This is a genomic window from Listeria farberi (genome assembly GCF_014229245.1).
Classification (GTDB): domain Bacteria; phylum Bacillota; class Bacilli; order Lactobacillales; family Listeriaceae; genus Listeria; species Listeria farberi.
On record NZ_JAARZJ010000001.1, the window covers coordinates 119,909 to 134,479 of the forward strand.

Consider the following 14,571-nt stretch of genomic DNA (forward strand, 5'->3'; position numbering starts at 1 on the left):
TACAAAAAGGATATTTGGAGGGGCAAAATGACTAGAAAGAAAGCGCATATTATATCGCATTCTCATTGGGACAGAGAATGGTTTTTACCACTGGAAAGCTTAAGATTTAGGCTCGTTACACTTATGGATGAAGTAGAAGATTTACTTGATAAAGAAACTGGTTTTAATCATTTTCATATGGATGGACAAATGATTATGTTAGAAGATTATTTAGCTGTAAAACCTGCTAAACGAGAAAAAATGAAACAACTGGTTGCGGACGGGAAACTGCGAATCGGCCCTTGGTATATGTTACAAGATGCTTTTTTGACGAGTGGAGAAGCGAATATTCGTAATTTGCAATACGGCTTAGAAATGGCGGAAGAATTCGGTCAAGCGGAAAAAATTGGTTATTTTCCTGATACGTTTGGCTTATATGGTCAAGTGCCGCAATTAATGCGTCAAGCTGGTTTTGACACAGTTGTTTTTGGACGAGGCGTTAACCCAACTGGCTTTAATAACCAAGTATTTGATAGTGCTTTTGCCTCAAAATATTCAGAGATGTTCTGGGAAAGCCCGGATGGTTCGAAAGTTTTAGGGATTTTACTCGCCAATTGGTATTCCAATGGTAATGAAATTCCAACTGATAAAGAAGCAGCAAAAAATTTCTGGGATAAAAAATTGGCAGACGTGGAACGATTTGCGTCAACAGATGAATGGTTATTTATGAACGGTTGTGACCACCAGCCTGTTCAAACAGATTTAGCAGAAGCGCTTGAAGTAGCGCGGGAACTGTATCCAGAGATTGATTTTATTCATAGTCATTTTGAAAAATACCAAGATGCTGTCAAAGCCGGGCTTGAACCTGAAAAATTACAAACAGTTCACGGAGAACTAACGAGCCAACAATCAGATGGTTGGTCAACGCTTGCTAATACGGCTTCCTCGCGTATTTACTTGAAACAAGCCAATGCTAAAATGGAACGTTTATTAGAGCGTTTAGCGGAACCAATTTCAGTAATGGCGACAGAAGCAGGTGTTAGTTATCCGCATGAATATCTGGCTTTTGCTTGGAAATTACTCATGGAAAATCAAATCCATGACAGCATTACAGGATGTAGTTTGGATGAAGTGCACCGCGAAATGGAGACTCGTTTTGAAAAAGTCGAACAAACAACTATGGCGATTATTCAAAACGCAGCACGTAAAATAACGGGACAAATCGTAACGAATGATGCGGGTATTCCAATTACTGTTTTCCATGCAGGTGGGATAGAAGCAACTAGAACTGTCGAACTTAAACTTGAAACAGACGCGATTCATTTTTCTGAGATGCCTTTTGAACTGATACCAGATGAATTAGCAAAACTTCCCGAACAAAGTTTTCGGATGGAAACAAGTAATGGGGAGGAAATTCCGGTTGTGGTTGAGTCACTTGGTATTCATTTTAACTATGATTTACCAGAGCGAAAATTCCGTGATTCTTATTTTGCAAGAAAATATAAACTAACCTTTACTGTGGAACATTTACCAGCTGTTGGTTATCAAACAATCTATGCGCATCCGGTCGCAGTTTCGGATGACGAAAAAGAGCTAACAAAGGACTTACAGTTAGAAAATCAATATTTAAAAGTAGAAATCGCGCCGAACGGAACTTACTCCATTTTGGATAAAGAGACTGCTGTAGAAGTCGCGGGGCTTGGTGCATATGAGGATGTTGGCGATATTGGTAACGAGTATATGTTTAAAGAAACGGGCGATAATTTACGAATAAATACCTATAATTCAAAACCTGAGATTCGCGTGTTGCGGGAAGATAAGCTTGGAAAGACAATCGAAATTAAACATGAAATAGAAATCCCAGTAAGCGCAAGTGCGACATTTGCTGAAGAAAAACGCCGACTAGTTTGGCATCCGGCACGGAAGTCACATCGTTCGGACTATCGTACTACTTTTAAAATCACTACAGAATTGACGCTAAATAAACATGATAAGCAACTAACTGCTCGCGTTAAACTAGATAACCGAGGGGATGACCATCGCCTTCGCGTACTTTTACCAACTGGAAAACAAACAGAAACACATCAAGCGGGCAGTGTTTTTGAAGTAGTAACGCGCGCGAATAAACAAGTGGAAGAATGGACAAATCCTGCTAATGATAACCGGAAACAAGGTTTTGTTGCCAGTGGAAATATCGTTGTTGCAAGCCTTGACTTACCGGAATATGAAGTAAGCGAGCAAGGGGATAGATTGGAACTAACACTGTTACGCGCAGTATCAGAAATTGGCGACTGGGGTGATTTCCCGGCATATGAAGCAGAATGCCACCGCGAAATCACAGCCGAGTTCCATGTATTCCTTACAGACGAATCAAACGTCAATGTCCCTGCACAAGTTAACGCACTCTTAACACCTACTTTTGCCATTCAACACCCTTCATCATCAAAAGAAAAAATCCTTGCAGAAACAAAAGATTTTGCGAAATGGAAAGTAGCAGACGGACTGGTTTTTTCCGCATTTAAACTAGCGAAAGACAATCAACCAATTATTCGTTTTTATCAAACAGCATCCGAGCCAAAACTATTAAACACAGTTGATTTGTGGAGAAAATCGACCATTTTAGAAGAAACAGCAGGAGATGCCAGAAATCAATTTACCGTTAAACCAAACGAAATTATCACATTAAAAGGAGTGTAATTCATGACAAAAAAAGTACCAACAAGTTTTAACAAATGGATTGATATAGTAAAAACGACCTTTCCAGAAAACGAAAAATTACATCGCATGTTTGAAAAATGTTTTACTAACACCTATACAACTACTTTGCAGGAAACAGAAGAGGGGCATCCGTTTGTTATTACAGGCGATATTCCAGCTATGTGGTTACGCGATTCAACAAGCCAAATCCGCCCTTATTTAATTGTTGCAGAAGAAGATGAGGAGATGGCGACGTTAATTGAAAATCTTGTAAAACTGCAAACAAAATATATTCTTCATGATCCTTATGCGAATGCTTTTAATAAAACTGCGAATGGTGCCGGTTTTCAACAAGATAAGACAGCGATGACAGACCTTGTTTGGGAGCGGAAGTATGAAATTGATTCACTTTGCTACCCAGTCCAGTTAGCTTATCTATTATGGAAAAGCACTAATCACACGGGTCATTTTACCGAGGAATTTAGGCTGGCTTTGCATCAGATTATCGATGTATTTAAAACGGAACAAAAGCATACGGAGCAAAGTCCATATCGTTTTGAACGAGAAAATGTGCGTCAATCAGATACTTTAAATAATAATGGCAAAGGAACAGATGTAAGTTATACGGGAATGTCTTGGAGTGGCTTTAGACCAAGTGATGATGCGTGTATGTACGGTTATCTTGTGCCAAGTAATATGTTTTTGGTCGTAGTGATGGATTACGCTAAAGAAATAGCGGCACAGTTTTACCCGGATGATAAGGAATTAACCCAAGCTAGTTCAGAGTTAAGAGAAGAAGTCGCAACTGGAATTGAAACATACGCTAAACAAGCGCACCCGTATTACGGCGATGTTTACGCTTATGAAGTTGACGGAACTGGGCGTAAGTTATTTATGGATGATGCGAATGTGCCGAGCTTACTCGCTGCGCCGTATCTTGGTTTTTGTGAGAAAAATGATCCAGCATATCAAGCGACTAGAAAACTCATTTTAAGTCGAGAAAATCCTTATTTTGTAGAAGGTAGCGTACTTACTGGAATTGGTAGTCCTCATACGCCAGATCATTATGTTTGGCCGATTGCGCTCAGTATTGAAGGGTTAACCGCAGAAACAGAAAGCGAGAAACAAGCGATTTTAGAGATGTTAATAGCTGGTGATGGCGGAACGGATTACATGCATGAAGGAGTAAATGCTTCCAACCCAGCTGAATTCACTCGCGACTGGTTTGCTTGGTCGAATGCGATGTTTAGTGAATTTGTCCTAAGTTTATGTGGTGTATATGTAAAGGGAAGTCCATTAAGTAAATAAAAAAGAAAAGTCTGGGCGAAAAACTCAGGCTTTCTCTTACTATCAAAGGAGAAAAAAGAATGAAACTTATTGATAAATTCTCAGTTATTAGTGATTGGATAATACGGCTTGTTTGGACGAATTTAGTATGGCTCTTTCTTGTATTAATGGGCGGGATTGTGCTTGGTTTTATGCCAGCGACAGTTGCCCTTTTTACGATTACGAGAAAATGGGCGAGAGGCAATTTAGACACGCCTGTTTGGAAATCAGCTTGGCAAACTTATAAGCAAGTATTTGTTTCTGCTAATTTAGCAGGTGGGGTTTTTGCTGCCATTGGGATATTTCTTTATGCTGATTTACGGATTGTTTTTGAACTGATGCAAGGATTTTGGTCGACCATTTTATACTTTTTCTTGATGTTCTTACTTTTTCTCGTTGGTATTGCCTTTTTACAGTATTTTACCGTATTTGTTCATTTCCAAATGAAAAATGTTCGCGCTTATGTTGGTCAAGCATTCTTACTAGCTATTACAAGTTTTAAAAATACCTTTATGATTGTGGTTGGACTTGTTTTTTGTGCATGGTTGATTTCTAAAATGCCAGCTTTTATTTTGTTTATCTCGGGCGTTTTACCAAGTTATTGGATAATGAAAATCAACTTACACCGTTTCAAACAAATGGAGCCAAAGTAACCCCTTACATTATTTTTGATAGTATGCAATAATCAGAAAGGAAAAGGGGGCAGGGAATTAGAATGACACAAGAATTACCACGTAAGCGCGTTTTTAAAAGGATGTTATTAATTTTTTCTTTAACAAGTCTTTTTACCGTGAGTTTGTTACTTTTTTTCATTTATAAATATTATACCAACATTCAGCTAGATACCAATCTCCAAAGAGCGGAAACTATCGCCAGCAAGCAGTTGGAAGCTTTAACTGAAAAGCAAAAGGCATTAATTAGTTTAACGCAAGATATTTACCGCAATAGTGATTTGATGCAAGATGTTCAAATTGCGATGACAAATGACTACGGTAGCTACACCGAGCAAAATATCGACAACTATTTTAAAAGTAAAAATTTTTATTCTGTAGATATGCAAACCTATTTACAGTCTTATTTTTCGTATGATGAAGATATTATTGCGCTTCAACTCATTTCGGATGACGGAAGCTACTCCTATACATTCCCGAGCCGTTACCGTGAATGGAAAGAAACTGTTGATACATATGGTGAAGAAAATATTGCCAGTCAAGCATCGAAACAAGGAAATTTTTATACGATAGAAAATAAAATTGTCGTGAAGCAGCCGATTAACGATCCGAGTACATTAAAACAAATGGGCTATCTATTGCTTTATATTGATCCGACCTTTTTAAACAAATGGATTACGAAAGATTATAAAAACTCGATTTTCCAAATAAATAATACTAAAGGAGCCGAGTTATATTCCAATCACCCTGCAAAACAAATAACTCCACCCGAAAAACAAGGCTGGATGAATGTAGATAATAAGAAAATCTACTTTCAAAAAACAGAGGATGAAACTACTGGCTTAAAAAATAATACTTTTTTATATCGTGTCACGGATGATAGTGCGCCACTAATAGAGTTGACTTTATTTGGGATTGGTTTGTTACTCGTTATTTTTTCTATTAGCGTTAATTTTGTGATAAGCAGGCGCTACTCCAAGCGGATTTTGACAATTATTGGTGGGATGAACCGAGTAGAAAATGGAACGCTTGATGCAAAACTTCCTGTCGATAATAACGGGGATGAACTGACGATGATTAGTGAGCGATTTAACCATATGACTGAAAATCTCGACGCTTATGTGAAGAAGGTCTATAGTCTCGAAATGGAAGAACAAAAAGCGCGACTCAAAGCGCTTCAAGGACAAATGCAACCTCATTTTCTTTATAATTCTTTAGAAGCAATTAGGATGAACGCGCGGGTAGAAGGGGCAAAAGAAACAAGTGATATGATCTACCAACTTGCGACGTTATTACGCTATACTGCTAACCATCGCGAAATCACGACTTTAGGCGAAGAAATCAATTATGTAAAACAATATGTTCGTTTTATGGAAATGCGCCACGAACAGCCGATTAAGCTAGAAATCCATATTGAAAAGCGTTTTAATCATACGCATATTCCAAGATTTGCCTTGCAGCCGCTCATTGAGAATTTTTTCAAATATGCCTATAAAGAAAACCAACATCCAGTAGTTACTATTACAGTCACGGCGGAAAATAACAATTTACAATTTCAAATAAAAGATAATGGCAAAGGGATGGACGCGGAAAAACTAAAAGAAGTGCAAGAAACGATTGAAAGTAAAGCTGAAACAAACCACATCGGCCTAGCTAATTTAAACAAACGACTGCAACTTTTATATGGTGAAGCTTACTCATTAACGATTACAAGTAAGCCAAATGAAGGTACAATCATTCTATTTCAAGTACCTCAAAATACGGGAGGAGAAAAGTGATGCTAAAAATAGTACTAGTAGACGACGAACCCCTTATCCTTAAAGGTTTAGAAAGCATTATTCCAGAATTTGAGCAAAACATTGAAATTGTTGGGACAGCCAAAAATGGCGCACTAGCCCTAGAGTTATTTGCGGATCAAGAAGTGGATGTCCTTTTAACAGATATAGAAATGCCTGTGATGAACGGTTTAGAATTAATCGATGCATGGAAAAAACGCCAACCGACGACTAAAACCGTCGTTCTTTCCGGATTTGAAGATTTTCATTATGTAAAACGTGGGCTTTCAGCGGGAATCGAAAATTATTTATTAAAACCTTTAAACGAACAAGAATTAAAAGAAACATTCGTACAAATAGAGAAAAAACAAGTGACAGATAATGTCGTACCAAGGGAAGAAGCGTACTACATTCTACGGGACAATACAATTTGGCGTTGGCTAAATTTACGAATTAATAAAGAAGAATGGGAAGAGCGCTTGGCGTTATACGATATGACTTTAAATCAAAACGAGAGCGCCGTCCTCATCCAGATTCAACCAACCAAAGAAATCGACATAGCTGAATGGAAAAAGCTTTCTGAATACTACCGGCGCACTTATCCATTTATGCTGCTTACTCCAGAAAATGAAATCATCTTAGGAATAACCGAAAAAATCTCTATATCCGAACAAATTTTAGCGATTCATCAAGAGATTAAAAAACGAATCTCGAATGAAGCTTTTTATATATTTATTAGTGAAAAAGTACAAGGGGAGATAATGTATCCGCAAGCATTTCGTCAACTGACAAGATTACTTCCAGAACGACTTGTAAAAGAGTCCGGCAGCTTAATTGCTTACCAAAAACGTACGAAACATACTTGGCGACCAAAAAGAAAACAACATCAACTTGCAAAACTACTCGTAATGAATAATGAAAAAGAAATCAAAATATGGATCAACAACTTTTTTAAAGAATGGAACGATCATAAATTAGAAAGCGATCCGCATCAAATGCTCCATATTTTGAATGAGCTGCTTGTGATGATGGCAGAATCAGACCCTAAAGAATTAAGTGAGTCAATGGGGCGAATTGCAGAAGAAACAAGTATTGAGGGGCTAGAAGAAGCGACACTTAACTATGCTATTCGTTACTACAATCGTAAAAAACAAACCGATGAATCAAAAAGCCCTATTATCCAAAATGTATTATCATATATTACCGAACATTTTGCAGAAGGGATGTCTTTAAAAACGCTTGGCAACGATTTCCACATTAATGCTGTTTATCTCGGGCAACTTTTTCAAAAAGAAATGGGTGAGCATTTTACGGATTATTTAAATCGCTACCGAGTTAACTATGCGAAGGAAGAATTGCTGCAAACAAAAGATAATTTAACGATCATTGCTGGAAAATCTGGTTATACCGATATGGCTTATTTTTATCGACAATTTAAAAAGCACACAGGAGAAACACCAAATCGCTACCGAAAAATCCATCAATAAGATTATTTCTAATGTTTGTCTATAAATCTAAACATCCGCAACTATTTTAACCCTTGGAAAAACGATAAACTAAAGATGTTGAAAGCACTTACAAAAAAGAGGGGTGGATGGATTGAAAAAAGTTTTATCACAAATTCGAGCTAATCGGATTTGGCTATTAATGGTACTTCCAGGTGTCCTTTGGTTCCTGGTTTTCTCATACTTACCGATGTTTGGTACAGTGATTGCGTTCAAAGATTACAAGATTGATGGGAAAGGATTTTTATCCAGTATTATGAACAGCGACTGGGTGGGGCTTGAAAATTTTAAATTCCTATTCCAAACAAACGACGCTTTTATTATTACCCGAAACACCGTTCTCTATAATTTAGTATTTATTATTGTGGGACTATTTCTTGGTGTCGCACTTGCTATTATTTTTAACAGCCTACTAAATAAACGAGGAGCAAAAATTTATCAAACAGGAATGCTTTTCCCCCATTTTTTATCATGGGTAGTTGTGAGTTATTTCTTATTTAGCTTTTTAAGTGAAGATAGCGGACTCATGAACAATATTTTACTTGCATTCGGACAGGACCCGATTTCCTGGTATAACGATCCGAAATACTGGCCGTTTATCCTTATCATGATGAATGTCTGGAAAGGGCTTGGTTATGGAAGTATTGTTTATCTTGCAGCGATTGCCGGAATTGACCGGACATACTACGAAGCCGCGATGATTGATGGAGCTGGTAAATGGCAACAAATCAGACATGTAACGATTCCTGCACTAACGCCACTGATGGTTATTTTAACGATTTTGAATGTCGGGAAGATTTTTAACTCTGATTTTGGTTTGTTTTATCAATTACCGCGAAATTCAGGACCACTTTATCCTGTGACGGATGTTATTGATACATATGTATACCGTGGTTTAACGTCACTTGGAGATATGAGTATGAGTGCGGCAGCTGGTTTCTATCAGTCAATTGTCGGCTTTATTCTAGTGTTACTCACTAACTACATCGTGAAAAAAATAAATCCGGAATATGGCTTATTTTAAAAAAGGAGGCGAGGAACTTTGGCAGAACAGCTTGAAGCGGTAAGTGAAATAGAACAAGTCCGAGGCGAAATGGAAAAACCAGCAAAAAACCAGCCAGCAAAAGATATTATCGGTTTTGGCAAAAAGATGAATGTGGCGATGAACGTTATGCTCGCTTTCTTAGCGCTCATCTGTATTTTTCCATTTTTATATATTATTGTTATTTCTTTTTCGAGCGAAACATCTCTGGCGGCAAATGGCTTTCAACTAATACCGAAAGAGTGGAGCATGGAAGCGTACGAGTATTTATGGAAGATGAAAGGTCAGCTTTTACAATCATATGGCATCACGATTTTAGTTACAGTTATAGGTACTGTGTGCAGTGTTGCAATGATTGCGCTTTATTCTTACGCAATATCCAGACCACAATTTAAGTATCGCCGTCAATTCACATTTCTTGCCTTCTTCACGATGCTGTTTAGTGGCGGAATGGTGCCAGCATATATCGTTATGACACAATTCTTGCACTTACGAAACAGCATTTGGGCGATGATTTTACCACTAGCAATGAATGCTTTTTACATTATGATTATGCGCACGTTCTTTTTACGGTCTATTCCAGAACCAATACTTGAGGCAGCTCGAATTGAAGGGGCTGGGGAACTAAGAATCTTTTTACAGATGGTCGTCCCGCTTTCCTTACCAGGGCTTGCGACAATCGCGCTTTTCTCTACGCTCGGTTACTGGAATGACTGGTTCCAAGCATCACTTTATATTGATAATCCAAATTTAGTTCCGTTACAATCGCTACTTATGAAAATTGAAAACAACTTAGAATTCATGCGGCAAAACTCTGAAATTGCTTATACTGCCGGCGCATTTAAGTCCATACCACAAGACGGTGCAAAAATGGCGATGGTTGTTATTTCGACATTACCAATTGCGATTACCTATCCGTTCTTCCAAAAATACTTCATTAGTGGACTGACCATTGGCGGCGTAAAAGAATAAAAAAGATGGAGGGAATTTAATGAAAAAGAAATGGGGAGTAATCATCGCATCACTCTGCTTGCTACTAGTTTTAGGGGCGTGCGGAAGCGATGAGAAAGCAGATGCAAATGAAGTTCCGACACTGAAATGGTACATGATTGGTACACCTCAAAAAGACACAGAAAAAGTAATGAAAGAAGTAAATAAATATACCGAAGAAAAAATTGGTGTCAAAGTAGAAATGACACAAATCGACTGGGGCGACTACGGCAAGCGGATGCAAACCGTTATTAACTCCGGAGAAAACTTTGATATTGCTTATTCAGCAGCAGGAGAATTCGTTTCTTATTCGCAAAAAGGCGCATTCTTGCCATTAAATAAATACCTAGATAAAGAAGGCAAGAAAATGAAAGCAGAATTAAATGATGTTCTTTGGGAAGGGGCAACGATTGACGGTAATATTTACGGTGTACCTTCCAACAAAGAAGTCGGCGAACAACAAGTCTATGTTTTCAATAAAAATCTAGTAGATAAATATAAAATGGACATATCAAAAGTAAAAAACTTCAGTGATTTAGAACCAATGTTAAAAACAATTAAAGAAAACGAACCAAGCATCACACCAATTGGCGGGAATAAAGACTTTAAGCCAGCATTTTCATATGATTATTTAATTGATAACGCTGTGCCGCTTCCATTTGCCGTGAACCAATACGAAGATACTGGTAAAATCGTTAACTTCTATGAACAACCAGATACGTTAGAAACCTTAAAATCGCTTCATAGCTTCTACCAAAAAGGCTACGTTACAAAAGATATTGCGACATCGACAGATCCATGGTCTTACGATAAAGAAAACTGGTTTGTACGTATTGAGAAATACCAACCATATGCAGAAAATATTTGGGATAAAAATACAGGTGGTAAATATAAAGTAGTCACACAACCCATTGCTGAAACACCTATCATTAAAAATAACTCAGTCACAGGCGCAATTCAAGCTGTATCCGTGACAAGTCAACATCCTGAAGAAGCAGTGAAATTCCTTGATTTACTGAACACAGATGAATATTTACGCAATTTGGTTGATAAAGGAATTGAAGGCACCCATTATAAAGAGTTAGATGATGGCAAAATTCAAGATTTACCAGCACGCGTCGAGCGTTATAGTATGCCAACTTATGCACTTGGAAATCACTTCATTTTAAAATTATATGAAGATGAACCAGCAGATAAATGGGATCAATTTAAAGAGTTCAATAAAAAATCAGTAGCATCACCGGGCTTAGGTTTCTATTTCGACTCATCTAAAGTAAGAACAGAAATCGCTTCAATTACAAATGTTTGTAATGAATTTGCCCCAGCACTTTTAACCGGAACAGTCGATCCAGTAGAATATACAGAGAAATTCAAAGCTAAATTAAACGATGCGGGTATGAAAAAAGTAATGAAAGAAATGCAAAAACAATACGACGAATATCGCGCCACGCAAGAATAAGCACCGGAAAGGACTTAGTTTGACTAAGTTCTTTCTTTTTTTGTGTAACAGTTTTTATATAATTGTGTAACAGTTTTTATATAATTGTATAACAGTTTTCGAGACGGTAATCTTGCAATAATTCTTTTGAGTAGTATAATAAGTCTAGTGAATGAGATTTTATTATAATCTGTACTACTTAAATATAAATAACTTATATAACAAAAGGATGATAAAGATGGAAAAGCATGAAAAAGACCAAACAAAAGGTAAATCAGGAGCAGACTTAGTTGTTGATAGTTTAATAAATCAAGGAGTAACGCATGTTTTCGGTATTCCAGGTGCGAAAATTGATAAAGTTTTTGATGTAATGGAAGAACGCGGACCAGAGTTAATTGTCAGTCGTCATGAACAAAATGCGGCGTTTATGGCTGCTGCTATCGGTCGTCTAACGGGGAAACCTGGTGTTGTGCTTGTAACTAGTGGGCCTGGCGCATCGAACCTTGCGACAGGGCTCGTAACCGCAACAGCAGAAGGAGATCCTGTAGTGGCGATTGCGGGAAACGTAACTAGACAAGATCGTCTGAAAAGAACTCACCAATCGATGGATAACGCTGCACTTTTCCGTCCGATTACAAAATATAGTGAAGAAGTAGTTCACGCTGAAAGTATTCCAGAAGCAATCACCAACGCTTTTCGTTCAGCAACAGAACCGAACCAAGGCGCGGCTTTCGTGAGTTTGCCACAAGATATAGTGAACGAACCAAATGTACCTGTAAAAGCAATTCGTCCACTTGCTAAACCAGAAAATGGACCAGCTTCTAAAGAACAAGTCGCTAAATTAGTTGCTCGTTTGAAAAAAGCGAAATTACCAGTATTGTTATTAGGTATGCGTGCCTCAAGCCCAGAAGTAACAGGTGCTATTCGTCGTTTACTGCAAAAAACAAGTATTCCAGTAGTAGAAACTTTCCAAGCAGCAGGTGTGATTTCGCGTGATTTAGAAGATAACTTCTTTGGACGTGTAGGTCTCTTCCGCAATCAACCAGGTGATATTTTGCTAAATAAAGCCGATTTAGTTATTACGGTAGGTTATGATCCAATTGAATACGATCCGAAAGCTTGGAATGCTTCAGGCGATAGAACGATTGTACATTTAGATGACATCCGTGCTGATATTGACCATTACTACCAACCAGTGACCGAATTAGTTGGAAATATTGCACTTACATTAGATCGTGTTAATGCGAAATTTAGCGGTTTGGAATTAGCTGATAAAGAACTTGAAACGTTAAAAGAACTTCATGCGCAATTAGAAGAAAGAGATGTACCACCAGAAAGTGATGAAACAAATCGCGTACATCCGTTATCTGTCATTCAAACGCTTCGTTCGGCGATTGATGATAATGTAACCGTGACAGTCGATGTTGGCTCGCACTACATTTGGATGGCGCGTCACTTCCGTTCTTATGAGCCACGCCGTTTACTATTTAGTAATGGTATGCAAACGCTTGGTGTCGCTCTTCCTTGGGGAATTGCTGCTACACTCGTACATCCAGGCGAAAAAGTTGTTTCGATTTCAGGTGATGGCGGCTTCTTATTTTCGGCAATGGAATTAGAAACAGCTGTCCGCTTGCGTGCGCCACTTGTGCACCTTGTGTGGAATGACGGAAGCTATGATATGGTCGCTTTCCAACAAAAAATGAAATACGGTAAAGAAGCAGCTGTTCGTTTTGGCGATGTCGATATTGTTAAATTCGCCGAAAGCTTCGGTGCAAAAGGACTTCGTGTGACTAAACCGTCAGAACTTAGCGACGTATTAAAAGAAGCGCTTGAAACAGAAGGCCCAGTCGTTGTAGATATTCCAATTGATTATCGCGACAACATCAAACTAGGTGAAACATTACTACCGGACCAATTTTATTAAAAAGCAAAAAATCTCTCGGGCTTTCCGGGAGATTTTTTTAGTTAAAGGTTGACTTGGAGTGAACTTCAAGGTATATGCTGTAATAGTACTAGAAATTAACTAGGAGGGTTTCCAATGGAATATGTGAAATTTGGCAATACTGGGATGGACGTTTCGAAAATTTGTTTAGGAACAATGGGCTTTGGCGACAAAGATAAATGGATTCATAAATGGGTTTTGGATGAAGCGAATAGCCGCCCAATCATTAAAAAAGCACTTGATCTGGGTATTAACTTCTTTGATACTGCAAATATTTATTCTTACGGCGAAAGTGAAAAAATTGTTGGTCGAGCGCTCAAAGACTATGCTAACCGAGATGATATTGTCTTAGCCACAAAAGTACACCAAACGATGCGCCCTGATCGTCCGAATAGCGGCGGTTTATCGAGAAAAACCATTTTAAGTGAAATTGACCATAGTTTAAAACGCTTAGAAACTGATTATGTCGATTTATATATCATTCACCGTTTTGATGAAAATACACCAATTGAGGAAACAATGGAAGCTTTGCATGATGTCGTTAAGTCAGGTAAAGCACGTTATATCGGTGCAAGTGCAATGTATGCTTGGCAGTTCCAAAAAGCGCAACGAGTTGCTGAAAGAAATGGATGGACAAAATTTGTTTCCATGCAAAATCATTACAACATGATTTACCGGGAGGAAGAACGAGAAATGATTCCGTTTTGCCGAGATGAAAAAATTGCTATTACCCCATATAGTCCATTGGCTTCAGGTCGATTAACACGCGATTTTGCTGAAACAACTAATCGTTCTAAAACAGATCCAATTCAAAAATCTAAGTACGATGGCATGATGAATTCGGATAAAGGAATTATTGAACGGGTAGCTGAACTTGCTTTACAACATGAAGTGTCGCGGGATAAAATTGCTTTAGCATGGTTGTTAAATAAAGATGAAATCACTTCGCCGATTATTGGCGCTCAAAAAGAAAGTCATTTGGAAAGCGCGATTGGAGCACTGGATATTAAATTAACGGAGGCGGAAGTTAACTATTTAGAAGAACTATATATCCCGCATCCAGTAGTGGGTGCTCTCCCTACGAGCAAGTAAAAATATTAAGCATGAGTTAAAAGAAAAACTAACTCATGCTTTTTTTTATGGAAAAAGCTATTGACAAATAATTTGCAACCGTTTACAATAAAGTGGTATTAAAAATAGTTAAAG

The 14,571-nt window shown here is 37.9% G+C and carries 10 protein-coding genes; all 10 read left to right on the top strand.

All coding sequences use genetic code 11. From position 1 onward, the window contains the following. Positions 1–27 precede the first annotated feature (27 nt). The 10 genes from HCB45_RS00600 (at position 28) to HCB45_RS00645 (ending at position 14,457) form a co-directional block, all read left to right on the top strand. Positions 28–2,676 (top strand): alpha-mannosidase, encoded by a 2,649-nt coding sequence (locus tag HCB45_RS00600; RefSeq protein WP_185618295.1) that lies wholly within the window; start codon positions 28–30, stop codon positions 2,674–2,676. Between the two features lie 3 nt (positions 2,677–2,679). Beyond that, on the top strand, positions 2,680–3,984 hold the full coding sequence (locus HCB45_RS00605; protein WP_185618297.1) for a glycoside hydrolase family 125 protein: 1,305 nt from the start codon (positions 2,680–2,682) through the stop codon (positions 3,982–3,984). 59 nt (positions 3,985–4,043) lie between these two features. Beyond that, positions 4,044–4,655 carry a YesL family protein gene (locus HCB45_RS00610; RefSeq protein WP_185607865.1) on the top strand — a complete coding sequence of 204 codons (612 nt, stop codon included), beginning with the start codon at positions 4,044–4,046 and terminating at the stop codon, positions 4,653–4,655. A 56-nt stretch (positions 4,656–4,711) separates the two neighbouring features. After that, positions 4,712–6,451 (top strand): sensor histidine kinase, encoded by a 1,740-nt coding sequence (locus tag HCB45_RS00615; protein WP_185618473.1) that lies wholly within the window; start codon positions 4,712–4,714, stop codon positions 6,449–6,451. Further along, the gene (locus HCB45_RS00620; protein WP_185607866.1) at positions 6,451–7,935 is read left to right on the top strand and encodes a response regulator transcription factor; all 1,485 of its coding nucleotides are present in this window, start codon (positions 6,451–6,453) and stop codon (positions 7,933–7,935) included. Before HCB45_RS00615 ends, HCB45_RS00620 begins: the two co-directional genes overlap by 1 nt. A 112-nt stretch (positions 7,936–8,047) precedes the next feature. Continuing rightward, complete coding sequence (locus HCB45_RS00625) at positions 8,048–8,977, top strand: ABC transporter permease (RefSeq protein WP_185319199.1); 930 nt, start codon at positions 8,048–8,050, stop codon at positions 8,975–8,977. 18 nt (positions 8,978–8,995) lie between these two features. After that, positions 8,996–9,967 carry a carbohydrate ABC transporter permease gene (locus HCB45_RS00630; protein ID WP_185607867.1) on the top strand — a complete coding sequence of 324 codons (972 nt, stop codon included), beginning with the start codon at positions 8,996–8,998 and terminating at the stop codon, positions 9,965–9,967. 19 nt (positions 9,968–9,986) lie between these two features. Beyond that, a complete protein-coding gene (locus tag HCB45_RS00635) occupies positions 9,987–11,444 on the top strand; it encodes an ABC transporter substrate-binding protein (RefSeq protein WP_185618299.1) in 1,458 nt (485 codons plus the stop codon). Positions 11,445–11,652: 208 nt separating this feature from the next. Next, entirely contained in the window at positions 11,653–13,347 is a 1,695-nt protein-coding gene (gene alsS / locus HCB45_RS00640) for an acetolactate synthase AlsS (protein ID WP_185618301.1), read from the top strand. 114 nt (positions 13,348–13,461) lie between these two features. Beyond that, positions 13,462–14,457, top strand: a complete 996-nt coding sequence (locus tag HCB45_RS00645; protein ID WP_185319195.1) for an aldo/keto reductase — start codon at positions 13,462–13,464, stop codon at positions 14,455–14,457. Positions 14,458–14,571 lie beyond the last annotated feature (114 nt).